General features: G+C 65.8%; 21 protein-coding genes. 15 read left to right on the plus strand and 6 right to left on the minus strand.

Going from position 1 to position 24,004, the window contains the following annotated elements; all coding sequences use genetic code 11:
- Nucleotides 1–35 precede the first annotated feature (35 nt).
- The 5 genes from ACO6D6_RS05620 to ACO6D6_RS05640 all read left to right on the plus strand — a co-directional run bounded on the left by ACO6D6_RS05620 (nt 36) and on the right by ACO6D6_RS05640 (nt 6,510).
- A complete protein-coding gene (locus ACO6D6_RS05620; RefSeq protein ID WP_484783965.1) occupies nt 36–1,589 on the plus strand; it encodes a glycosyltransferase family 2 protein in 1,554 nt (517 codons plus the stop codon).
- 3 nt (nt 1,590–1,592) lie between these two features.
- The gene (locus ACO6D6_RS05625; RefSeq protein WP_412054412.1) at nt 1,593–2,336 is read left to right on the plus strand and encodes an HlyD family efflux transporter periplasmic adaptor subunit; all 744 of its coding nucleotides are present in this window, start codon (nt 1,593–1,595) and stop codon (nt 2,334–2,336) included.
- Nucleotides 2,333–4,303 (plus strand): glycosyl hydrolase, encoded by a 1,971-nt coding sequence (locus ACO6D6_RS05630; protein WP_484783966.1) that lies wholly within the window; start codon nt 2,333–2,335, stop codon nt 4,301–4,303. Before ACO6D6_RS05625 ends, ACO6D6_RS05630 begins: the two co-directional genes overlap by 4 nt.
- A gap of 68 nt (nt 4,304–4,371) precedes the next feature.
- A complete protein-coding gene (locus tag ACO6D6_RS05635) occupies nt 4,372–5,046 on the plus strand; it encodes a fructose-6-phosphate aldolase (RefSeq protein ID WP_484783968.1) in 675 nt (224 codons plus the stop codon).
- A gap of 159 nt (nt 5,047–5,205) precedes the next feature.
- Complete coding sequence (locus ACO6D6_RS05640) at nt 5,206–6,510, plus strand: HAD family hydrolase (RefSeq protein WP_484783970.1); 1,305 nt, start codon at nt 5,206–5,208, stop codon at nt 6,508–6,510.
- Between the two features lie 10 nt (nt 6,511–6,520).
- On the opposite strand, the gene ACO6D6_RS05645 is transcribed toward ACO6D6_RS05640, so the two are convergent.
- Nucleotides 6,521–7,342, minus strand: a complete 822-nt coding sequence (locus tag ACO6D6_RS05645) for a helix-turn-helix domain-containing protein (RefSeq protein WP_484783971.1) — start codon at nt 7,340–7,342, stop codon at nt 6,521–6,523.
- 35 nt (nt 7,343–7,377) lie between these two features.
- On the opposite strand from ACO6D6_RS05645, the gene ACO6D6_RS05650 reads away from it, so the two are divergent.
- Both ACO6D6_RS05650 and ACO6D6_RS05655 read left to right on the plus strand, forming a co-directional pair.
- Nucleotides 7,378–7,920 carry a TIGR03086 family metal-binding protein gene (locus tag ACO6D6_RS05650; RefSeq protein WP_484783973.1) on the plus strand — a complete coding sequence of 181 codons (543 nt, stop codon included), beginning with the start codon at nt 7,378–7,380 and terminating at the stop codon, nt 7,918–7,920.
- Nucleotides 7,921–8,840: 920 nt separating this feature from the next.
- Nucleotides 8,841–9,770: a trypsin-like serine peptidase gene (locus ACO6D6_RS05655; RefSeq protein ID WP_484783975.1), complete on the plus strand. Its 930-nt coding sequence runs from the start codon at nt 8,841–8,843 to the stop codon at nt 9,768–9,770.
- 16 nt (nt 9,771–9,786) lie between these two features.
- On the opposite strand, the gene ACO6D6_RS05660 is transcribed toward ACO6D6_RS05655, so the two are convergent.
- Complete coding sequence (locus tag ACO6D6_RS05660; RefSeq protein WP_484783977.1) at nt 9,787–12,579, minus strand: cation-translocating P-type ATPase; 2,793 nt, start codon at nt 12,577–12,579, stop codon at nt 9,787–9,789.
- 85 nt (nt 12,580–12,664) lie between these two features.
- Here ACO6D6_RS05660 and ACO6D6_RS05665 point away from each other — a divergent pair, with 85 nt between their 5' ends.
- The 6 genes from ACO6D6_RS05665 (at nt 12,665) to ACO6D6_RS05690 (ending at nt 17,592) form a co-directional block, all read left to right on the plus strand.
- Entirely contained in the window at nt 12,665–13,120 is a 456-nt protein-coding gene (locus ACO6D6_RS05665; protein ID WP_484783979.1) for a MarR family winged helix-turn-helix transcriptional regulator, read from the plus strand.
- Between the two features lie 280 nt (nt 13,121–13,400).
- Nucleotides 13,401–14,258: an ABC transporter substrate-binding protein gene (locus ACO6D6_RS05670; RefSeq protein WP_484783980.1), complete on the plus strand. Its 858-nt coding sequence runs from the start codon at nt 13,401–13,403 to the stop codon at nt 14,256–14,258.
- 3 nt (nt 14,259–14,261) lie between these two features.
- Entirely contained in the window at nt 14,262–15,125 is an 864-nt protein-coding gene (locus tag ACO6D6_RS05675) for an amino acid ABC transporter permease (protein ID WP_484783982.1), read from the plus strand.
- Nucleotides 15,125–15,895: an amino acid ABC transporter ATP-binding protein gene (locus tag ACO6D6_RS05680; protein WP_484783983.1), complete on the plus strand. Its 771-nt coding sequence runs from the start codon at nt 15,125–15,127 to the stop codon at nt 15,893–15,895. The genes ACO6D6_RS05675 and ACO6D6_RS05680 overlap by 1 nt, the downstream gene beginning before the upstream one ends.
- Before the next feature lie 156 nt (nt 15,896–16,051).
- Nucleotides 16,052–16,678: a hypothetical protein gene (locus ACO6D6_RS05685; RefSeq protein WP_484783985.1), complete on the plus strand. Its 627-nt coding sequence runs from the start codon at nt 16,052–16,054 to the stop codon at nt 16,676–16,678.
- 368 nt (nt 16,679–17,046) lie between these two features.
- Nucleotides 17,047–17,592 (plus strand): hypothetical protein, encoded by a 546-nt coding sequence (locus ACO6D6_RS05690; protein WP_484783986.1) that lies wholly within the window; start codon nt 17,047–17,049, stop codon nt 17,590–17,592.
- Nucleotides 17,593–17,656: 64 nt separating this feature from the next.
- Here ACO6D6_RS05690 and ACO6D6_RS05695 read toward each other — a convergent pair whose 3' ends face one another.
- The 4 genes from ACO6D6_RS05695 to ACO6D6_RS05710 form a co-directional block, all read right to left on the minus strand.
- Nucleotides 17,657–18,526: a sensor histidine kinase gene (locus tag ACO6D6_RS05695; protein WP_484783988.1), complete on the minus strand. Its 870-nt coding sequence runs from the start codon at nt 18,524–18,526 to the stop codon at nt 17,657–17,659.
- A complete protein-coding gene (locus ACO6D6_RS05700) occupies nt 18,523–19,218 on the minus strand; it encodes a response regulator transcription factor (protein ID WP_484783989.1) in 696 nt (231 codons plus the stop codon). The genes ACO6D6_RS05695 and ACO6D6_RS05700 overlap by 4 nt, the downstream gene beginning before the upstream one ends.
- Entirely contained in the window at nt 19,215–19,805 is a 591-nt protein-coding gene (locus ACO6D6_RS05705; protein WP_484783990.1) for a DUF3060 domain-containing protein, read from the minus strand. The genes ACO6D6_RS05700 and ACO6D6_RS05705 overlap by 4 nt, the downstream gene beginning before the upstream one ends.
- Nucleotides 19,806–19,933: 128 nt before the next feature.
- Nucleotides 19,934–20,626, minus strand: a complete 693-nt coding sequence (locus ACO6D6_RS05710; protein WP_484783992.1) for a hypothetical protein — start codon at nt 20,624–20,626, stop codon at nt 19,934–19,936.
- Between the two features lie 160 nt (nt 20,627–20,786).
- Between ACO6D6_RS05710 and lplAB the strand changes: the two genes are divergently transcribed.
- Nucleotides 20,787–21,836, plus strand: coding sequence for a lipoate-protein ligase LplAB (gene lplAB, locus ACO6D6_RS05715; protein ID WP_484783994.1), 1,050 nt, complete (start codon nt 20,787–20,789; stop codon nt 21,834–21,836).
- A gap of 109 nt (nt 21,837–21,945) precedes the next feature.
- On the plus strand, nt 21,946–23,919 hold the full coding sequence (locus ACO6D6_RS05720) for a hypothetical protein (protein WP_484783996.1): 1,974 nt from the start codon (nt 21,946–21,948) through the stop codon (nt 23,917–23,919).
- Nucleotides 23,920–24,004: the final 85 nt, after the last annotated feature.

A 24,004-nucleotide genomic window follows, 5' to 3' on the forward strand; every position in this document is an offset into this window, starting at 1 on the left:
TCTCGTGCGAGCTGATTCTCATTTTCCAGGCTGCCATGGCACTGTGGACAATGCTGTCCGGCTACGGCCGCCAGCCCAGCTACAGTTTCCAGGCCGCCCAGGCCAAGATGTTCGACCCGCAGCTCAACGCCCGCCTGAGAATCAGCAACGACCCCACGAAATGGCCCATGTACCTGAACGGCCGCCAGGCCAACGTGGACGTGCTGATCACGGTCTACGGCGAGTCACTGGACGTCATCAGGACCACGGTCAAGGCCGCCATGGCAATGCGCGGCCTCCACACCACCTGGATCCTGGACGACGGGGACTCGGATGAGGTTCGGGACCTGGCCAAGACCCTCGGCTGCCGCTACGTGCGCCGCCTCGGCAGCTCCGGGGCCAAGGCCGGCAACGTCAACAACGCCCTGTCGGTGGCCAAGGCCGAGTTCTTCGTCATCTTCGATGCAGACTTCGTGGCCAAACCCGACTTCCTCTACGAGACCCTTCCGTTCATGGAGGACCCGAACGTGGCCTTCGTGCAGACGCCTCAGGTTTACGGCAACCTCAACAACATCGTCTCCAGGGGCGCGGGGTTCATCCAGATGGTTTTCTACCGGTTCATCCAGCCGGGGCGCAACGAGTTCAACGCGGCGTTCTGCGTCGGCACCAACGTGCTGTTCCGCCGCGCGGCCGTGAAGGACATCGGCGGGATCTACACCCAGTCCAAGTCGGAGGACATCTGGACCTCGATCCTCCTGCACGAGCGAGGCTGGCGCTCGATCTTCCAGCCCAAGGAGCTCGCCATCGGCGAGACCCCCGACACCATCGAGTCCTACAGCAAGCAGCAGCTCCGCTGGGCCACCGGGGGGTTCGAGATCCTGTTGACGCACAACCCCCTCAGGCCACGTCGTCGCCTCCACATGGACCAACGGCTCATGTACTTCGCCACGTGCACGTTCTACTTCACGGGCATAGCACCGGGCCTTCTCATGCTGGTCCCTGTGCTGGAGGTGTTCTTCGACCTGCGACCCGTGACACTCGCCGTCAAATGGTACGAGTGGGCCTTGTTCTACCCCGGCTTCTACGCCATGCAGATTTTGCTGGCAGCCGTGATCGCGGGCACATTCCGCTGGGAGGTTCTCCTGCTCGCTGCCAATTCCTTCCCGATCTACATCAAGGCATTCTTCAATGCCCTGCTCAAGGTGGATACGAAATGGTCGGTCACGGGAGCCACCGGCGGTAAGGCCTCCGCGTTCAACTTCATAATGGTGCAGGTCTGGGCGTTCGTCCTCATGGTAGCTACCTCGATCGTCTCCATCTACCGAGACTACTCGATGGGACATCTCAACATCGCCACGTTCTGGTGCGTTTTGAACTCTTTCTTCCTCGGTGCGTTCGTCGTGACTGCATTCTTGGAGAACCGGCAGAAGAAACGGGAAAAGACACAGCCCCAGCGCGGTCTGGAGGCAGCTGAATCCCCCTACGCCGACAGGCAGCTGGTCTCGGTGGGCAGGCAGTCCGAGGCCTTGGACATCGAAGCCATCCTGGACGCCCAGGCAGCCAAGGGCGCCCTCGCAGAAAATCCCGAACTTCAAGACCGAAAGGGCTGATCCATGTCCTGGCTGAATCGTCTCAAGCTCCTCAGCGGCATCGTCGTCATCGTCCTCATCGTCGGCCTACTGACGCTGTTGTTCAACCAGCGGCAGAATCAGGTGGCAAGTATCGCGGCCCACGTCGATGCTCCCCGCACGGTCGTCGCCTCCCCGTACGGGGGCCTGGTCACGGATCAGAAACGCAATCCCGGTGATCACGTATCGGCCGGCGACCAGCTCTTCACGGTAATCAGCTCTAACTTGCGGGACATGGCGGCCCTCGGGATGAAACCAACCAGCACCGACGGCTACAAGGTGGACCTGGAGTTGGGCACCATCACCTTCTACGCCACCATCGATGGTTACCTGGAGAGTTTCACGGCCTTCGAGGGCAGTTACGTCAACGGCAGCGAGCGTTTGGCCGAGATCGTCTCCAACAAGAACAAGACCGTGGTGGCGACGTTCCAGCTCAATCCCTCCGACTACGGACGAATCGAGCAAGATGGCAAGGTCGCGATTCACCTGCCCGACGGCCAGCTCGTGGAAGGACGGGTCATGAGCGTCAACATCGGCACCGACGAGACCTCGAAGAAAACCGTCACTGAGGTGACGGTCGCCAGCGACGGTCTCCAGGCCGACGACCTCACGTTGCTCACCCGGCGAAACACGCCCGTCAATGCGGTCATGAGCCTGAGGGACGACGGTCCGCTGGCCGGACCCACCCAGACTCTTCGTGAATTCCTGGTGAAGATCGGCCTGCGTTGAAACGATTTCTCAAACCCTTCCTGACGTTCACCTGCTCGATCGCGATCGTGCTGCTGTCCAGCCAGTGTTCTCACGAACCCTCGCCCGAACCCCCGCCCTCGACGGGCGCGTCGACGAACGGGTTGTCCGGTGAGGCGGCCGCCCTTGATGCGGTGAACCACCGCCAGGGCAAGGATCTCAACCCCGCCCGACTCGCGAAGGGTCTCGTGCCACCCACCAACCGGTGGTTCTCGGGGTTGGTCTTCGGCCCCGAACCCCTACCGGTGTATCCCCTGCCGCTGAGCTTCCAGCTGAAGGCCACCGGGTTCGATTTCGGGCTGCCGGAGGTGAAATCCACCGAGAAGACCCTGTTCGGTGGTCACCGGCCCGAGGTCTCCATAACCCTGCCGGGTGTTGAGGGCTGGCAGGTGGTGGCCTACGACACAGTCACCGTCGTCGCGGAGGCGCGGGACGCATCCGGGCCCGTGGGCCGCGTCACACTGGCCCAGGGTTCCCCCCAGATCACCTTCACCGCGTCGAGGTCGGTGACCCTGGAAACCTCCCCGCTGCCTGAGCGCTTCGCCCTGACCCCCGACCCCGGTTCCGGGGCCTCCCAGCTGCAGCTGGCGGAGGGGCAGGCAGCGACATGGACCGCCGTTCCCGAGGGGATGTCGAAGGCGGACCTGCTGGACAAGATCCACCCCGTTGCCTCGTCCGGAGCATCGTGGCAGGTCGGCGACGATAAGGTCTCCACCACCATCGAGTGGCGAACCACAGACGGAGCACCCACCCTGGTGGCCACCATGCCCCACCAGGCGGACACCACCCAGGACTGCCAGCTGGGAACCTACGAGAGCGTCTACGGCAAACTCCAGCTGTGTTTGACGTCCTCGGTGACCTGGAACACCCCGAAACAGTCGGCGCCGGCGACCTACGACCTGAGCGGCCTGGACGAAACCGCCCGCACGAAAATCGCCACACACCTCGAGACGGACGTGCGAGGCCTTCCTGTCTACCCCGCCGACACCTACTTCGCCGGGAAGGCAATGGCCCGGGATGCCCAGCTCATGCACCTGGCGAAAACGCTGGGGCGCGATGACCTGGCGACAACGATCCGCAACCGGCTGGTGCCCGAACTGAAGACGTGGCTGAACCCGGCGGGATGCGCCAATTCGAAGGCCGACCGTTGTTTCTTCTACGACCAGACCAACCACGGCATGGTCGGTCTGGTGTCCACCTTCGGTAGCGACGAGTTCAACGACCACCACTTCCACTACGGCTATTTCCTGCACGCGGCGGCCCTCGCCGCCATGGACGACCCGAGCCTGCTCCCGGAACTGTCACCGATGGCGACCCTGCTGGCCTCCGACATCGCCCGCCCGACGGCCTCGGACAATTTCCCCGCCATGCGCGTCTATGACGTCTATGCCTCCCACTCGTGGGCCTCGGGCACCTCACCATTCGCGGATGCCAACAACCAGGAATCCACCAGCGAGGCCGTCGCGGCTTGGGTGGGACTGCGGCTCTGGGCGGAAACCAGCGGCGATCAGGCGTTGGCGGACCAGGCTGCCTGGATGCAGTCCAGCGAGGCCGACACCGCTTTGAAGTACTGGCTGAACTTCAACGTCGACGACCCGCTGTACGCACCCCTCGAGTACAGCTATCTGCCTCTGAACTTCGGCGGCAAACGGGACTTCGCCACCTGGTTCTCCCCCGACCCGGAAGCCGGCCTGGCCATCCAGGTTCTTCCCGTGACCCCCGCCTCCACCTACCTGGGGGTGGACCGGGCCCGGGTGGCAACCAATGTCGACGAGGCGTTGACGGCCGACACCTTCAACCGCACCTACGGGGACCTGCTGCTGGCCTACTGGGCCCTGTCCGGACCGGAGGCCCGGAAACAGGCGATTGAGCTGGCGGAGACGGTTCCCATCGATGACGGGTTCTCCCGTTCCCTCCTGCTGGCCTGGTTGTACGCGCTGAAGGAGTGATCGTCAAAAACTCCACCGAAGGGAGGTCGGGTGCGGCCGCGAAGGCCCTGCCATTAGGGTTGTGCGTCATGGACATCCTGTTCGACACGGCCAATCTCGATGACATCGAGCGGCTGACCCCGATCTATCCCGTCACCGGGGTGACGACCAATCCCACGATCCTCAAGGCCGAGGGCAGGGTCGATTTCTACGCCCACTTCCGCCGGATCCGCGAGATCATCGGCCCGGACCGTACCCTGCACGTGCAGGTCCTCGCGAAGGACACCCGGGGCATGATCGACGACGCCCACAAGCTGCTGGACAGGATCGACGACGGGGTCTACCCCAAGATCCCCACCACCGAGGCCGGTATCGCGGCCATGCGCCACCTGAAGGCCGAGGGGGTCAAGGTCACCGCGACCGCGATCTACTCCAAGACCCAGGGGTTCCTGGCGATCGCGACCGGCGTCGACTACCTGGCGCCGTATTACAACCGGATGCAGTCACTGGACATCGACACCCGCGGCACCCTGGAGGCCCTCGCCGGTTTCATCCGCCGGTTCAACGCCCCCAGCAAGATCATGGCGGCGAGTTTCAAGAACGTCTCCCAGGTCTCCCACGCCCTCGAAGCGGGCGCCGATGCCGTGACGCTGTCGCCGAAACTGCTGCGCGTCGCCTTGTCGGCGCCGGGCATCGAGGCCGCCGTCGACACCTTCATAAACGACTGGGAAAAGGTCTACGGCACCCGCTCGCTGCCCGACTGAGATCCATCACGACCACCTCGACGAGGACCCCCTGGTTTTTCCGTTTTCCCGGAAACACGGCCCTCGTGTTGGTAGCGTGTCCCAGGTCCGTCCTGAGTGGGGATGGTGAGGGACGCGCACCGGCTGGGTTTCGGTGCGCTTGGACGAAGGAAGCCTGAGATGAGCTCGAAGTTCTCGAGGTCGGTGCTGACGGCGCTTACCGTCTCGACGATGGTGTTGTCAGCTTGCGGAGAATCGGCGCAGAATGCAGCAACGCAATCAGCCAGCGCCCCGGATCAGTCGGTGAGCACCACCTGCGGGACCCTGACCGTGACCCAGGGATGGTATGGCGACAACCGTGAACGGCTGGATGCCATGATCAAGGAGACCGGGACGTGCACCGGGGATGGGGACGTGGCGAACGGGGCCCCGCTCGCACTGTTCGACTGGGACAACACCGTCGTCAGGAACGACATAGGTGACGCCACCACCTTCTGGTTGCTGGCCAACAGCAAGGTTCTGCAGCCTTCCGACTGGAAACAGGTCAGTTCTTTCCTGACACCGGCAGCGGTGGAGGACCTGACATCGTCCTGCGGTCCCCTTGCCGAACCCGGTCAACCCCTGCCCACCGGCTCCGAGGCGGGCACGGCCTGCGCGGACGCGATTCTCTCCGCCTATTCCGAGGGCACCACCACGCGCGGGGAGAAGGCCTTCGATGGCTTCAACGCCAGACGCATCGAACCCCAGTACGCCTTCGCCGCCCAGCTGCAGGCCGGATACACCGACGAGGAGGTCATCGGGTTCGCGTCCCAGGCCCGGGAACAGAACCTGGCTGCCGCGGAGGGAACCACCCAGAGGATCGGTTCCAAGGACGTGACGGGCTGGGTTCGGTACTACGACCAGATCACTGACCTGATCAGGACGCTGAAGGAGAACGGTTTCGACGTGAGGATCATCTCGGCTTCCGCCGAGCCCGTGGCCCAGGTGTGGGCCGAACCCCTGGGATTGACCGGCAACAAGGTGATGGGAGTGGTGATGGCCCACGACGGCGACCGGATCACCTCGTCCCTGATGCCCTGCGGCGGCGACGATGCGAGCATGCCCTACATCGAGGGGAAACGCTGCCGGGTGAACCAGGACGTCCTCGGCATCACCGGCCCCGATGCCTTCAAACCCGCCCCGGAGGCGCAGCGCCAGGCCTTCAGCGCCGGGGACTCCGACACCGACATCTCGTTTCTGATCGACGCCACCAAGTTGCGTCTGGTCATCAACCGGAACAAGACCGAGCTGATGTGCAACGCCTACGACAACGAGGACGGCAAGTGGCTGATCAACCCGATGTTCATCGAACCGAAGGGCCGGAAAACCGACCTCTACCCATGCTCCACCAACGGCGAGATCCTTCCCGACGGCGGGACCGGTCCGCTGAAGGACATCTCGGGCAACCTGATCGAGGACCAGCAGGACACGGTTTTCGGCGGCTGAGTCGTGGGGGTCACTCGGCTCCGCGTTGCCTGGCGTAGGTGGCCGGCGTGATGCCGGTTGCCGACTGGAAGTCGCGTTGGAAATGGGCCTGGTCGGAGTATCCGAGGGACGCTGCCAGTTCCGCCAGGGCGGCCTCCCCGGAAAGCTGCCAGGACGCCTCGTGAAGTCGTCTGCGGCGGATCAGCCATTTCGGTGTCAGCCCGATTCGTTTCGCCGCCAGGCGTTGCAACGTGCGTTCGTTCATGCCGAAGCGTTCGCAGATCTGGGAGACCCGTTGGATGGTGGGGTCGTTCTCGACGGTGCGGACGATGGTGTTCACCGCGAGCCCCTCGGGATCCACCGGGGTCAGCCTCCGCAGCGCGGTCTCCATCACCGCGATGGCGGATTCCCTGGCGGCCGGATCATCGGGGTGGGTCATGCTGGCCCGGATGTCGGCGACCAGCCGAGGAACCTCTACCAGGGTGGAGTCCTCGAGCGCGATCCGCCCGTCGACCAGGGTCGAGACGTCCGCCCCGATCAGCTGCCGCCCGGCGGCGGGTTGCAGCATCACGCCGACGGTCCAGCCACGGCCGGTGAGTCTCTTGGTGGCCAGTCCGCTGGTGGGACCGACCAGACTGGCGTGGTCGGCGTCAACCGTGATGAGACAGACCGGGTATTGCAGGACCCGCTGAATCGACTCCCGTCCGGGCGCGAGATCCCACACCGGCACCCAGAAACGCCGCACCACGTCCGCCAGGCCAGCCCGGGGGGCGAAGCGGTACACCGGTGGACTGAAGCCGCGGTCGTCGGCGAGATGGGCCCGTTCCCGGAAGGATGTGTCGTATTTGTTCAATACTTCCTCCCTCTCCGCCGAACACACTAGCGTCCATGGATACCCGAATCACGCAATTCCTCGGTCACGTCGACACCTTCACCCGGCGAATCGCGAACCTTGAGACCGGCCGTTGGGAGAACCCGAGTCCCTGCGAGGGGTGGAGCGCGAAGGATGTCCTCGACCACGTCATCGACACCCAGCGCGATGTCTTCAGCAAACGAGGTCTGGAGCTGGGGCCTCGTCCGGAGGGGGCACCGCATGAGGCCTGGGCCGCGCACGCGGCCGCCGTGAGGTCGGCGGTGACCGACGAGGAAACGCTCCTGGCCACCTACGACTCCTTCTTCGGACCGACCACCCTGGCCGACACACTGCTGAGCTTCTACCGCTTCGACCTGATCATCCACGCCTGGGACATCCAGCGGGCGGCCGGAAACAATCTGGAACTGAGCGATGCGGAGCTCACCTTCCTGGAAACCTGTATTCCCTCGTGGGGGGACGTCTTCCATCAGGACGGGATCTGCAAACAACCCGTTGAGGTTCCCGACGACGCGGACCGCCAGACCCGCGTACTGGCCCTGACGGGTCGCCGTTGCTGATACATGCCGCGGCTCTGGGGTACCGTTCGGCGCCCCAGAGCCGAACCCCACCAACCGGCGCCGGGCGAACCAACCAAGGGGACACGAAGCAGCAACGGGCTGCCACCACGTCCCAAGCAGGAATTTTCCTACGTTGGATGTAGGAATTTTCCTACATCCAACGTAGGAAAATTCCGTGTCCAGCAGTTTCTACTGCCCACCGGGACATCGCGTGCTGCTCACGGTCTTGGCCTCCGTGGGACGCGGGTGGCTGGAGGGATCCGACCCCCTGGTCGGCCGCGCGACAAGAATGCGGCTTCACCCTTTCAGCGCTCTCGAGGCCTCGCGCTCGGCGGAGACGGATGCGCTCTGTCTCATCGATCTTCTTTTCGACGCCCGCCTGGACTTGGGCACATCCGGATCCGTCTCAACACAAGAGCCCCTAGGCCTCTTGAGGGCAGGAGACACTCCCACCCAATTCCTGAACACGGCAAAGAGCTCAAGGAAATGTTCTCGGGACTCTCCCGGAGCATGAACAACATGGATTTCGGCGGCATGGATCAGCAGGTCCAGATGCTCAGTGCCATGTCCAGGACAATGCGTCCTGCCGCATCTGACCTGATCGGCTCTCCTTCGCGATTCATACACAGGAGAAGCGGGCGGATGTTGTTCCCGACCTGCGAAGACCCGTCAGCGATCGCCCCGAACCGCACCCCATCGAGGGGTTCGCCCACCGAGGCGCAGCAGCGGGCAGGCCATCGTGACAAGGGCTTTTCCACGCGGAAGGCACGTGCCGTTCTTCGCCGGCAGCCCGTTGGCCGCTCCCCGCAGTGGCAGGGCGTCGGGATGCCATCCGAAAGAACCTCTTGACTCCATCTGCGTTGGCGTTTAGCGTCAAAACGCGAAACCACTGGGCACATGCCAATGGAGGTTGAAGAAACGTGAAGAAAATCCGAAATTCAATCACTTCGGCGGCCGGGGCGGCACTATTGGCCGCGGCTCTGCTGGCCACGTCGTCCCCAGCCATTCAGGCGGTGGCGGATGACGGCCCGGCGCCGAAACCGGCAGAGGTCTCCCCGGTAGGAATCGATTCCTCCGGACAGCCCCTGACGTGGCAGCCGAACGACGCCCCGGCGAGTTCCGGGGATTCCATTTCCGGGCACAAACCGGATTCGATCGAATCGGCTCCCAGCAGCATCATCGGCGAGGACGAGCGGGTGCGGCTGACCGACACCACCACCTACCCGAACTCCGCCATCGTCTACATCAGCAAGGGCGGCAAACCCTACTGCACGGGCTGGATGATCTCGGCCGACACACTGGCCACCGCCGGACACTGCGTGTACAACTACGAGCGCCAGGAATGGATCTCAGGGCTGGAGTTCAGCCCGGGCGCGAACGGCCCCGAACGTCCGTTCGAGACCGCGGCGGCGACCCAGACGTGGACCGACACCGCCTGGATCAAGAACAACGACCCTCGGCTGGACTGGGGACTGGTCAAGCTCGACAAACCGCTCGGCGACCGGACCGGCTGGTTCGGCCTGACGTGGCGTTCCGGGGATTACCAGGACACCGGGGTCGAACTGCGCGGCTACCCCTATGACAAGGCCCCGGGAGAGCTCTGGGGCATGGGCGGAACGGTGGCGGAGAGCCGGGGAAACCAGCTCTGCTACTCGATGGACACCTACCCCGCCCAGAGCGGCTCCCCCCTGTACATGTCCGATGGCACCCTTGCGATCGGCATTCACGCCTACGGCACGGTGCGGGGGAAACCGCAACCCGAACGCGAATGCCCTCAGGAGTACAACGCCGGAACGAGGATCACCAAGGGCCTGTTCGAGCTGTTTGTCGACCTGAGCTCCCGTCGATAGGCCCCTCTCCCGCCAGTCAAGGTGCACTGAAGGTGCGTCGGAGCAGCTTCACGACCTCCTCGTAGAGCAGCACCGCCGCACCTGCACCGACGGCGACGGCCCAGTGGATCCAGTCCAGTGGTGCCGTGCCGAACGCGGACTGCAGGAACGGCACCTCGACCACCAGCACCTGGAGCACCGTGACCAGCGCGAACGACCCCCACAGCCAGGCGTTGCTGAACATGTGGGTGAAGGCGCTCGCGGTATCGGAGCGGGAGTTCAGCGCGTTGAAAAGCTGCATGAACACCAGGGCGGTGAACACGGTGGTGCGGGCGACCGCGAACTGCGAGCCGGGGGTGGCGAGAACTTCCAGGCCTCCGACGAGACCACCGGGCAGGGTGAGGTCGTAGATCAGCAGGGTCAGCAACCCCATCACCAGCCCGACCCCGATGATCCGCTGCCACATGTGGGCGTCGATGATCCGGTCGGTCAACTTGCGGGGGCCGTGACCCATGACGTCATCGGTCTCCGGGTCCACGCCCATCGCGAGCGCGGGTCCGGAGTCGGTGACGAGGTTGATCCACAGGATCTGCGTCGCCAGCAGCGGAACGACGGCGGCTGCCGGGTTGGCGGGGTCGGCCAGGCCGATGAGCCCGCCGAGCAGGACCGCCAGGAACACCGTCGCCACCTCACCCATGTTGGAGCTGAGCAGGTAGCGCATGAACTTCTTGATGTTGTCGAAGATTCCACGGCCCTGCCTGACTGCGGCGACGATGGTGGAGTAGTTGTCGTCGCCGAGGATCATCTCCCCGGCCTCCTTGGTGACCTCGGTGCCGGTGATGCCCATCGCGATCCCGATGTCCGCGGATTTCAGGGCGGGGGCGTCGTTGACGCCGTCGCCGGTCATGGAGACGACCTGCCCGCCCGCCTGCAGCGCGTCGACGATCCGTAGCTTGTGTTCCGGGGAGACACGGGCGTAGACGTCGATGTCCCGGACCGCCCGGCCCAGTTCCTCCTCGTCGATGGATTCGATCTCGCGACCGGTCAGCACCCGGGAGGCCCCTTTCGTGATGCCGAGGTCGGCGGCGATGCGCGCGGCCGTGACGGGGTGGTCGCCGGTGATCATGACGGTGCGGATACCCGCGCGGTGCGCCTCCGCGATGGCCTCGACGGCCTCCGGTCGTGGCGGGTCGATGATGGCGACGAGGCCGAGGTGGACCAGGTCGTGTTCGGCGTCCTCGGTGAAGGTCGCGGGGTCCTGTTCGAGGGCTCGGCGCCGGGCGACACCGAGCGTGCGGTATCCCTCGGCGCTCAGGCGTTCGATGTCCGCCTCGATCCGGCCGCGGCGTTCGTCGCTGAGCGGCACGACTTCGCCGCCGACCAGTTCGGCCGTGCAGCGTTCCAGCAGCACGTCGGGGGCGCCCTTGGCGAACAACCGCACGTGCTCGTCGGTGGTGCGGCGCCCGAGCACGGACATCATCTTGCGTTCGGAGGTGAACGGCACCTCGCCGATGCGTTCCCACGCCCCGATCCGCTCGGGCACGCCGTCGAGTTTGTGCTGGGCCACGAGGAACGCGGCCTCGGTGGGGTCGCCCTGGACCTCCCATGTGCCGTTGACCTGCGCGAGCTGCGCATTGTTGGCCATGGCTCCCGCCGCGAGGGTGCGTTCGGCCTCGGCCCGGGTTCTGGCCTCGTCACCGGTGATGACGGCCTCCCCGACGGGTTCGTATCCGGTGCCGGTCAGTTCGACCCGCCCGGAGGGGGTGACGATCTCGCGGATGGTCATCTCGTTCTTGGTGAGGGTGCCGGTCTTGTCGGAGGCGATCACGGAGACCGATCCGAGGGTTTCCACCGAGTGGAGGTCCTTCATGACCGCGTTGCGGCGCGCCATGGCCTGCACACCGATGGCGAGCACCAGCGACAGGATCGCGGGCAGGCCCTCCGGCACTGCCGCCACCGCCAGGGAGACCCCGAGCAGCAGGATGTCAACGGCCTCGTGGAAGGAGGAGACCCCGTTGACGGCGGCCACCACGATCATGACCACGATGGCGATGCCGATGACGAGGACACCCAGGGTCCTGGAGATCTGGGCGATCTCGCGTTGCAGCGGGGAGGGTTCGTCGGCGGTCTCGTCCAGCAGCGTCGCGATGCGCCCCATCTCGGTGTCCATGCCGGTTCCGGTGACGACGGCCCGCCCCACGCCCCGGGCGACGGCGGTGCCCTTGAACACCATGTTGTGCCGATCCCCCAGGGATCCGAGTTCCGCAAGTGGGGTGACGGTCTTGGTGACCGCCTCCGACTCGCCGGTGAGCGAGGCCTCCTGCACCTGCAGCGAGGAGGCGCTGATCAGGCGCGCGTCGGCAGCCACCGCGTCGCCCTCCCCCAGCGCCAGGACATCGCCGGGAACCAGGTCGGCGGCGGGTATCGTCACCAGTTTGCCGTCGCGCAGCACCGTGGCCCTGGCGGCCGTCATGTCCGCCAGGGCGGCGACGGCGTCGGCGGCCCTGTTCTCCTGCACGAAACCGATGGCGGCGTTGGCCAGCACTATCAGCAGGATGACGACCACGTCGATCGGCAGGCCGCTGGCCCCCTCGAGGGACCACGCCGCCAGCGAGATGGCCATGGCCCCGAACAGCAGGTAGACCAGCGGATCGGCGAACTGCTTCAGGAACCGCCGCCAGGCGGCCTCCCGCGGCCGGGAGCGCAGCTCGTTGGGGCCGTGGCTTGCCAGACGCGCAGCGGCCTCCGTCGAGGACAACCCGGTCCCGGGGTCGATCCCGGCGGCGCTCAGCACCTTGTCGGTGGTCTGGAGGGCGGGTGAGGTGGTCATGGTTCCTCGCTGGCTTCCTGAACGGATCGATGATTTACTTTGATGGTACCAACTATTTTTGCGAGGACAGCCCGGGAGACAGGCCATGAGCACCGACGCCGACGAGACCGTCGTGGATCTTCACCGGCTCTTCACCGGGCTCAGCAGGCTGGCCAGCCGGATGCGGCTGCGAAACGCCATGCACCCGGGCATCCGCAACCTGGCGCAAACCGACGCCTGGCTGTTGTCGCACCTGGCAGCGACAGGACCGGCGCGGATGTCCGCACTGGCCGAGTGGCAGGCCGTCGACCGCTCGACGATGACCGCGCAGGTCAAACGCCTCGAACGCGCCGGGCTGGCCCGCCGCCACACCGATCCCACCGATCGGCGGGCCAGCATCGTAACCCTGACCGAGGAGGGGGAAGCGGCGTGCGGCGAGATCCGCAGGGATGCCTCCGCCTTCTTCACCGGCATCCTGTCCGGCTGGACCCCGCAGCAACGTCGCGAACTGATCGAGTCGATGACCCGGCTGAGCACCGCCCTCGAGGAGCACCTGAACTGAGCCCCCTTCACCGGCGGCTTCCCTCACCCTGCACGGCACCGGGTCGCGTGTCGAAAGCGACCGGGCTGGGCTGGCCGACACATCGCAGCCCTGGTTGCAGGCTGCGTTGGAGCTGCACGACCTCCTCCGCCGCCCTTCCCCGGGACGACGGGGCAAAAAGGATGGCCGGCATCCGGCCTGATCTTCTTCCATTCCTGGAATAAGATCTGGACCTGTGGGGCTGTCACTTGTTGGATGGGATCAGTCCTGTTACCCGGACCTGACCCAAGGAGCATCAGCCATGGCCATCCCCCTCAGCCGCCGCGCCACGCTTGCCGCACTCGGCAGCACCGTCCTGCTCAGCGCCTGCACGATCGCCAGCGACGGGAAGAACGTCCCCGACAGCGCATCGGCCTCCGAGGGGTCGCTGAAAACCGTCACCCCGGGCAAGTTGACCATCGCCACCGGTGAGCCCGCCTACTCGCCGTGGGTGGAGGACAACGATCCCGCGTCCGGCAAGGGGTTCGAGGCCGCCGTCGCCTACGCCGTCGCAGGGAAACTCGGTTTCGCCAACGCGGACGTGGTGTGGGTGCGCAGCACCTTCGATGCCGCGATCGCTCCCGGCGCCAAGGACTGGGACTTCAACCTGCAGCAGTTCTCCATCACCGAGGAGCGCCGGAACGCCGTCGATTTCTCCTCCCCCTACTACACCACCGCGCAGGCCGTGGTGAGCCTGAAGGGTTCCCCGGTGGCCGGGGCCACCACCGTCGCCGAGCTCAAGGGCGCCCTGCTGGGAGCGCAGACCGGAACCACCAGTCACAGAATGCTCACCGAAACGGTGGCACCCACCACCGCCCCGTCGGTGTTCAACAACTCGCAGGACACGGTGCAGGCCCTCAAGGGCGGCCAGGTGGACGCCATCGTGGTCGACCTCCCGACGGCGCTGTACCTGGTGGCCGCCGAGCTGGATGGCGGTGTGGTGGTCGGCCAGTTCGCCGACACCTCGGGTGGCGACCAGTTCGGTCTGGTGCTGCCGAAGGGTTCCGCGCTCACCGCGGCTGTCACGGGCGCGGTCGACGCCCTCCGCGCGGACGGCACCCTCGACTCCTTGGCCAAAACCTGGCTGTCCGATTCCGTCAACGTCCCGGTCCTGAGCTGATCGATGAACGAGACGGTCGACGATTTCGGGGTCGTCAGCGACATCGAGCTCGGGCGACGCCGGTACCGTCGACGGCAGACGATCCGCTCGGTGCTGATCTCGGCGGTCTCCACCGTCGTGTTCGCGGTGGTGATCTGGCTGGTCCTGGAGAACTCGCCCGGCTGGCAGGTCACCCGGGAAACCTTCTTCTCGGCGCGCCACTTCGCTGCCGCACTTCCCGAGGTCGCCGTGGGTTTGTGGCTGAACGTCCAGATCCTGTTCTTCGCCGTCATCGGGGTCGCGGTCCTTGCGGTGATCCTGGCCGTGCTGAGGTCGCTGCGGGGTCCGGTGTTCTTCCCGCTGCGGTTCTTCGCCGCCGCCTACACGGACCTGTTCCGCGGCATGCCGTTCCTGATCGTGCTGTACCTGATCGGTTTCGGCATCCCGGCCCTGAACCCGACCACGCGCATCCCGGCGGCGCTGCTCGGCACGGTGGCGCTGATCCTGACCTACTCGTCCTATGTGGCGGAGGTGCTGCGCGCCGGGTTGGAGGCGGTTCACCCCTCGCAGCGGTTCGCGGCCCGGTCCCTGGGGCTGAGCCACGGCCAGACGCTGCGTTACGTCGTGATCCCGCAGGCGGTCCGGAAGGTGACACCGGCGCTGATGAACGACTTCATCTCCATGCAGAAGGACGTCGGCCTGATCTCCGTGCTGGGCGCCGTGGATGCCATCCGCGCCGCCCAGATCCAGCAGGCGACGACCTACAACTTCACCTCCTACGTGGTGGCGGGCCTGTTGTTCGTGGCCTTCAGCTGGCCGTTCATCCGGCTCTCGGACTGGTACACCGCCCGGCTGCGTGAACGCGAACAGACAGGAGGAACGGTCTGATGGCCGGGCTGAAACCGACCCGGGCCGGCGACCACACCGAACCGGTGCTGGAGATGCGAGGGGTGGTCAAACGGTTCGGCCGCAATGTGGTGCTGCGCGGCCTCGACCTGGGCGTCGGCAGCCACGAGGTGGTGGTGCTGCTGGGCGCGTCGGGGTCGGGCAAGTCGACGCTGCTGCGCACCGTGAACCTGCTGGAGCGGGTCGACGACGGCCAGATCTTCCTGGCCGGGACCGACATCACCGACCCGCGCATCGACATCGATTCGGTGCGCGCCCGGATCGGAGTGGTGTTCCAGCACTACAACCTGTTCCCCCACCTGAGCGTGTTGGACAACATCACCCTGGCGGCCCGGAAGGTGCACGGTGTCGAACGCGGCGTCGCCGAGACGCGGGGCAGGGAGCTGCTGGAACGGATCGGGTTGAGCGACAAGGCACGCGCCTTCCCCGACCGGCTCTCCGGCGGCCAGCAGCAGCGGGTCGCGATCGTGCGGGCGATCGCCACCAACCCGGAGTTGCTGCTGCTCGACGAGATCACCTCCGCCCTGGATCCGGTGCTGGTCGGGGAGGTCCTGGATCTGGTTCTGGACCTGAAACGAACCGGCTCCACGATCCTGATGGCCACCCACGAGATCGGGTTCGCCCGTTCCGCCGCCGACCGGGTGGTTTTCCTGGAACGTGGGCGAATCATCGAGCAGGGTCCCCCGGAGCAGGTGATAGAAGACCCGCGGGAGCCCGCCACCAAGGACTTCCTGGCCCGGGTGCTGCGCTGAGACCCCATCGACGACCCATCCGAGGTCAGCGGGATCCTTAACTTTTGGCCAGAGTCTCTTCGATGCCCCGCAGGGTCTGGGTGTTGGTTCTAGAGTCGTGTGATCCCGGGTTGGAGACACCTGCCGGGTTTGTGACACCAATGGGGGTGTTGAACAATGAAACATCGCATCAAAGGAACCACCACGACGGTCGCTGTGGCCGCGGTTTTGCTGCTGTCCTCGTGCAGCGGGCAGCAGCCCGGTCCGGGGAGCAGTGAATCGGATTCCTGGGGGACCGCCCCGCAGCGGCCTCCCCGAACCACCACGCCTCAACCGTCGGCCGCATCGTCGCTCTCAAAGCCGCAGCCGTCGGAGACCTTCACCCCGGAACAACTCGAAGCAGCCAATGTGCTGATCGAATACTATCGCATCCGGGATACAGTACTCAGTGATTTGAATGCCGATCCGCAGTCCTTGATGGATATCACCATTGGCCAGAGCCAGGAAATACAGGCGCATCGTCTTTCCGAGTTTCGCGGGAAAGGCCAGGTGCAGACCGGAGTCACGGTTGTTCACATCACGGGCGCTTCGGAGCCGGTCGAGGTTGATGGGGTGCGCTCCGTGGATGTCCAGATGTGCACGGACGCGGGGAAGGTCGATGTGATCGACTCGGCCACCGGCAAGAGCGTGGTGCCCATGGATCGTCCGCGGTATCTCCAGTGGAATGTGAATGTGGTCAAAACCGAGACCGGCTGGAAATTCGGCGATGCCACGAACGAAGACGCCCTGAGGTGCCCGGCATGAAACGCCTCATCACCGTCCTCCTTGCCACAGCTTGTCTCTTGGCCGTGGCCGGCGTGTCCCAGCAGTCGGCCCGCGCCGAAGGAGAGGTCCGCTGCGGACAAAAAGACAGCACTGCCGGAAGTTGTGAAATTGTAGTACGTGCTCCGGGCTCTGGCGGCCAACCGGGTAGGCCTGCGCAACCCCGCAACACTGGCGGCGGGGGTTCCGGTGGGGGTGGTTCCGAAGAGCCGAGCTGGCCCATAGAAGGCTGCATCCGATACGACTCGCGCTCGGGGTTGTGCGTGCGTTTTGCGCCTTCCGAATCACCCGGGACGGGTTCGGGGGGCACTCCTGAACCCGCCGCCCTCGCAAGGATCGCAGTCGAACGCATGGACCTCCACGCCCCCGAAATCGGCCTGTGGCCCCACCCCCTCGAGGAACTACCCGACGGATACAACTACGTCGGCTGGAACAACTGGATGTGGGTCAAAAACCCCACCCCCAACACCTGGGGACCCGTCACCAAAACCGTAACGCAGGCCGGGTACTCGATCACCGCCACCGCAGCGGTCACCCACCTCACCTGGGAGATGGGCAACGGTGACACCAAGGAATGCGACAAAGGCGTCGAACATCCCGAACACCAAACCCGCAACGAGAAATCCCCCAGCTGCGGCTACGTCTACCACCAAACCGGTGACTACACCATCACCGCGACCGCGCACTGGGTGATCGTATGGAGTGGTCTCGGACAACAAGGAACCATCGAGATGGACCTCACCGCCCAGGCCCACACCAAAGTGGTCGAGGTATCCGCGGTCAACATTCCCAACGACAGGCACCACCTCGCCACCCCGTCACCACCACCAAGTCAGACCGGCACCCCCACCAAAAACGCCCCCTGCCCCACCAACCACAACAAACACGGCTGCTGACAAAGCTTTGTCTCCCGCCGCCCGGGCCACGCAGCAGCTCCCACCGACCCGTCCGCCGCGCCCGTCAGAGCAGCGGCAGGCGCATCCTGACCGTGGTTCCCCGGCCTTGGATGGAGCTCAGTTCGCAGGAACCACCGAGCCTGCGCAGCACCGCCGCCACCATCGGCAACCCCAGACCGTTGCCGGGGATGTGCCGGACCTCCTTGGAGCGGGCCAGTTCACCCCAGACCTGGTCCACCTCGGAAGCCGGGATGCCACGCCCCGTGTCGGAGACCTCCACCACCACGTGCCCGCGTTCCTCCATGCCGCGCACCTCCAGCGTCGCCCCCGGCAAGGAGTACTTCACTGCATTGCCCACCACGTTGTAGATGGCCAGGAACACCAGGTCGCGGTCGCCGCGCACCGGGGGCAGGGGACGCGGGGCCCGCGGAAGGGCCACCACCACCTCACGGTCCCCGGGCACCACGGTCTCGATCACATCGGAGACCACCTCCGAAACGTCCACCGGTTCGTCGGCCACCGGGTAGGAGTCGATCTCGCTGATCTTGCGGAGTTCCGCCACCAGCGACGCCAACCGATCGACCTGCGCCCGCATCGACTCCGCGAGTACCGGATCCCGCACCTCACCGAGCCCCACGCGCAACGCCATCAGCGGGTTCTTCAGTTCGTGGTCGAGGCGCCCCACGAAGGTGCGGTGGGCCTCCCGCGCCTCCGCCTTGACGCCTTCCACTGCCTCCTCGACGGCTCGGGCGTTCCTGCCGCGACGCCATCCGGCGAGCATCGCTACCGCCGGCACGAGCAGCCCGGCCAGCAGGGGCAGCGCCCACAGCTCGACGCCCACCTTGAACATCTGGGTTTCCCCGGCGATCCGCATCCCGACGGCGGCGAGCACCCCGACCACGGCGACCGCCCAGACCCAAACCCGTTTTCTCACGCGGCACGTACCTCGGGATGGAAGCGGTACCCGACGCCCTGGACGGTGTCTATGACCTCGAGTCCCCGCGCCCCCAGCACCTTGCGGAGCTCGGCGACGCGATGATCGACGGCGCGGGTGGTGATCGCGAACTCCACCCCCCAGACCTGCTCCAAAAGGTGGTCGCGGCTGAAGGTTTCGCCGTGGTGGACCATGAGGTACTCCAGCAGGGCGAGGGCCTTCGGGGTCAGCTGCACCACCTGGCCCCGCGCGGTGACCGTCTTGGCCAGCCGATCGAGTTCCAGGCCGCCACCTTGGATGCGGGAGGCGTGGGTGAGGGTCCGACCCAGCTGACCCCGCCGCAGGACCGCCCGGATCCGGGCCACCAGCTCGGCAGGGTCGAAGGGCTTGTTGAGGTAGTCGTCGGCCCCCTTCTCAAGGGCGTCAGCGCGGGTGCCGGATTGCCCGACACCGGTCAGCAGGATCACCGGGGTCCAGTCCCCTCCCCTGCGCAGCTTGGCCAGCACCTCCCGCCCGTCGGCACGCGGCATCAACACGTCCAGGACGATCAGGTCGGGGTGCTGTTTCCCGACCACCTCGAGGGCCGCCACGCCATCGGCAGCGGTGAACGCGACGAATCCCGCCCGCTCCAGGGTGCGGGCGAGATGGTCGCGGATCATGGGGTCGTCATCGACGACCAGGACCGAGCTCACGAGAGGCTGTTGCCGCTGCCAGTGTCCTTCTTCCTCTCGATACCCTGGGAGGAGACGCTGTTGTCGCTGCCGCTGACCGTGACCTCGTCGAGGTCATCGGTGACGGTGACGGAGTTGCCGCTGGAGGTGATCTCCACGTCGTCGAGGTCCTGACCGGTGACGGAGTTGCTGCCACCGGAGATGATCACCTTGTCGGCGGACTCGAAGGTGACCTGGTTGCCGCTGCCGGTGATGTTGATGACTTCGCAGTGCCCGCTGAGAGTCACCACACCGTTGCTGGAGGAGACGTTCGGGTTCCCGACGCAGGGCTTGTCATCGCTGTCGCCCGTGCCATTGGAACCAGTCTTGCCATTGGAGCCGCTCTTGTTGCCGGAACCGTCGGAGCTCGCGGTGACGTTCGCGTCACCCCCGTTGCTGGCGGTGGCCACGTTCCCTGCGGACGGGGTGTTGGCGTTGGCGGCCTGGGTGGTCGAAACCGCCTGGGTGTTCCCGGCGGGTTTGTTCTCTGCCCCTGCGGAGCAGGCGCTAAGCCCCAGGACCGTGATGGCGGCCGTGGCGAGGGCGATACGGATCAGGTTGGTTTTCATGGTCTCTCCAAAGGGGGTTGGTCTGGTGGGCAAGCACATTGTGCCGGGTCGGGGATACTTCTGGAGCATCCCCCTCCCGAAGCCCCGGAATCGGTTCGGTCGGGGGAAGCTGTGACAATGCCGGCGGGTCAGGAACCAACGGCGTTGCCGATGCCGGTGTCGTTGACCTTCCCGACGGTTCCGGAAACCTTGACTGCATTGCCGGTACCGGAAATGATCACCTCGTCGACATCGCCGCTGGAGACGACACCCGCCCCGTCTCCGGTGATCTTGAGGGACCCGATGTCACCGCCCCTGACGGCGACACCTGTTCCCTCGATGACCAGCTTATCCACCCAGTCGTACTCGACGGCCGCTCCCGAACCCTTGATGACGATGGATTCGCAGTGCCCGGAGAAGCGGACCACGGCACCGGTCTCCTTCACCACCGGGTCCTCGTCACAATCGGCGGAGCGGAAGTTTCCGGCGCCGGAGGTGATCCCTCCGGCACTGGCGGTGACCCCGCCGGGGCCGACGCTGACACCGGGAGCGGAAATCCCACCGGGGCCAACCGTGACACCGGGAGCAGAAATCCCACCGGGGCCAACCGTGACACCGGGGGCCGTCACACCACTGGAACCGGTCTTGGTCGCCTCGGAGGATTTGCTCCCGCTCTCCGTCTGCTGGGGGGCCGGGGAGTTCGTCTGCGCGGGGACCTGCTGGGAGCCGGTGTTACCGGGGGCGTCCTGCGGTTTTGCCTCCACGCCCGCGGAGCAGGCGGCGAACCCGAGGCTGGCAACGGCCAGGGCGGCGATGGCGGTGCGGGTGAGGATGGTCTTCATGGCTGCTCCTTGGTGAGGGCTTGTCGTCCGTTCGATGTTCAAAGCTTGTCGGTTCCGGGAGCCATGTGGCGCGTTCGTCGCAGGATTGCGACAAACACCAACGGCCCCGTCCCGGCGAGACGACACCACACACCAATCGCTCTCCCGTAGGCTCCCCTACATGCATGGCGAATACAAGGTGCCGGACGGAAAACTGGTGGCGGTCGATCTCGATGTCTCCGACGGGAAGCTGTCCCGGGTGGTGGTCTCCGGAGATTTCTTCCTGGAACCCGACGAATCCCTCAACGACATCGTCCGAGCACTGACCGGCCTGCCCTGCACCTCCTCGGTCGCCGACCTGGCCGCTGCCATCAACTCCCACCTGCCGAAGGACGCACGGCTGCTCGGCTTCTCCCCGGAGGCCGTGGGCATCGCGGTGCGCCGCGCGCTGGGGCACGCCACGAACTGGGACGACCACACCTTCGACGTCATCGGTCCCGTCACCCTCGATCCGCGTCTGCACGTCGCCCTCGACGAGGTGTTGGCGGCACGTTTGGCCCGCGGCGAGATCGGGCCGTCGCTTCGGATCTGGGAATGGAACCAACCGTTGGTGGTCATCGGTTCCTTCCAGAGCTACCGCAACGAGATCGACGAGGAGGGTCGCGAACGCCACCGCATCAACGTGGTGCGGCGCATCACGGGTGGTGGAGCGATGTTCATGGAACCGGGGAACTGCATCACCTACTCGCTGCTGGTCCCGGGTTCCCTGGTGGAGGGTCTTAGTTTTGAGCGCAGCTACGAGTTCCTCGACCAGTGGGTGATGGGGGCCCTCGCAGAACTGGGTGTGAAGGCTCGCTATGTCCCTCTGAACGACATCGCCTCCGACAAGGGCAAAATCGCGGGCGCCGCGCAACGACGGCTCACCAGCGGCGTGGTGCTGCACCACGTCACGATGGCCTACGACATCGACGCCGACAAGATGCTCCAGGTGCTGCGGATCGGCCGGGAGAAGCTTTCGGACAAGGGAACCAAATCAGCCAACAAACGCGTCGACCCGCTGCGTTCACAGACCCGGCTACCCCGCGACGAGATCATCGCATCCTTCCTGAAGCACTTCGAGTCGCGCTACTCCACCCGCCGCCGCGACTACACCGACGGCGAGCTCGCGGCCGCCGCGGAGTTGGTGGAGAACAAGTTCGCAACCGAGAAGTGGACCCGCCGCATCCCCTGAACCGGGGTTGCCTCGACAAACCCGGGGGACACCCCGTCGCACTCCACGACACCCCTTGTTACCGGCGAGTCTGCTCTCAGCGCAACCAGAACGTAGAGTGTTGTGAACGATGTCCAATCGTGCCGTCAGTCAGGAGACCGGAACGGACATGGTCAAAACACGAAACGGGAAGACGAACAACCAGGAGTCGGCCTCGGCCCCTTTGACCAAATGGGAGACGCCCGGGGGCGCTGTGAATTCTGCCATCCCACGGGATGTGGCGCATGACAAGGACGCGTCACATCCCGCCCCGAGGGGAGGGGTGCCGTTCAAGAGCGCCTGGTCGGAGTCCAGGGAGAGCACCTTCCCACCCGTGCCGTCCCCCTTCGCCCCGCCGCCGACGCTGTGGGCAGAACCGGCGGAGAACGCGTCTCCGCAGAGGTCCCTCTCCACCATCCCGAAACGCCCCGACACCGGCACCGAGGATTCATCCCCCGAGGAAGCCGGTTCCCCCGACGGACCGATCACGACCGGGCACCGCGCGATCCTGTCCCCCACCTGCGAACCGGCCGCGACCCCGGCACACCACCCGGCCCACCGGGCCCCCGACGACAAGGACGAACCGCGACGTGGAACGCTGACGGACTCCACCCCGGCCCACGTCTCGGCATCCACGCCCCGCTCCCCCTCGCAGCCCCCCGGGAAGAACGGGGGAAGCGGGGGAACCGACCCGGGCGAGGCAGCCGGGCCGGCCGGGTCCCCGGATGCGGATGCCGGGGGAACGAAACCGGATCAGCCCCCATCACCGGGGGAGCCACCGGGAAGAACCGCCGAGGCGGCTGCGGACCCGGCCGCCTCGGGGGATTCACCGGAAACCACCGGGGACGACGACCGTGTGGTCAACACCACCACCTATTCGCAGATCCGCAGCATTTCACGGGGACATTGGGGAGTTGCCTTCCTGTCCAGCCTGGGGATTCTCCTGTCGGCCGGGGCGCTGACCGTCATCGCGTCCTCCATCCAGCAGTTCACCGATTTCGGTGGCCTGCCGAACTCCGCCGCCCTGCTGGGCCAGATCACCCGGACCTGGTCGCAGTTCGCGACCGACGGGTTCGCCCAGCTGCTCGCGATCATGCTCCCGGTACTCCTGGCGCTGCTGACCGCCCTGTACATCGCGTTCTCGGTCCAGGGCAACCACAGCCCGGACCGGGACGACCGCGTGACCAACGAGCAGGTTGCCCTCCAACAGACACGGGAGGGAATCATCCTGCTGCTCGCGGGCCTGACGGGGATAACGATCACCCTGACGATCCCCTGGCTCACGGAACGCGCACCTCTGTTGCTCCTCCTGCCCGCCGGCGGGGTGATCACCTGCGGTTTCCTCATCGCGATCCGCACTCGTTCGCTGGAGAACGAACGGATGCGCCTGGCGCGTTCCAAACAGCAGGAGGCGGTCCTTGCCAGAACGAACGCCAAGGCCACCGAGGCCCGGCTCAGGAAGCGGGGAAGGAATCGCGAACGCCAGGAGAGCAGCCGGGACCGGAAGGAGCGGAAACGCGACCGGAACCGGGCCTCCAGGCAGACCCTGCTCCGGCATAAACGAAAACAGCTGCTGACACGGCATTTCATGGTCGCGACCCTCCTTACCGCCCTGAGCCCGATCCCCCTGACCTGGCATCTCGCGCACAACGTGACCACGGTCTGGGAGGTTCTGCTGTTCCACCTCGCCACCGTCGTGTGGCTCAGGTTCTTCTGGGGCTACACCTTCACCCTGATGCGGAAGGACGTGCTGGCCGAGGCCATGAAACCCGGGAACAACCGTCTGGCCCGGCTCGGGGCGTGGCTGGTTCGCACGGCATTCGAGTTGCTGACCACAGTGATCGCCCTGGGGGTGATCGTCCTGATCCTCGCACGGTTCCCGGGACTGGACGAGCTGCCGCTCATCGTCGTGTGCACGATCTGCTGGCACTTGGTTCTCGTGGTGATCCGCTGGCTGTACCAGCAGTGCAGCAGGACGGGCCGCGGCATCCGGCAGCTGGATCGTCGCCTGAAGCTGGTGCGGCTGCGCAGGGAGGTCGCGGAGCTCCGTGCGGGAATCTCGTAGTATCCCGGCCGAAACGGGCTATGGTGATTCGGGGTTCGCGTCCCAGTCCTCCGCGGCCCGGCACCAGACCTGACAGGACGGAGTC

The sequence above is a fragment of the Arachnia sp. genome (genome assembly GCF_057238465.1).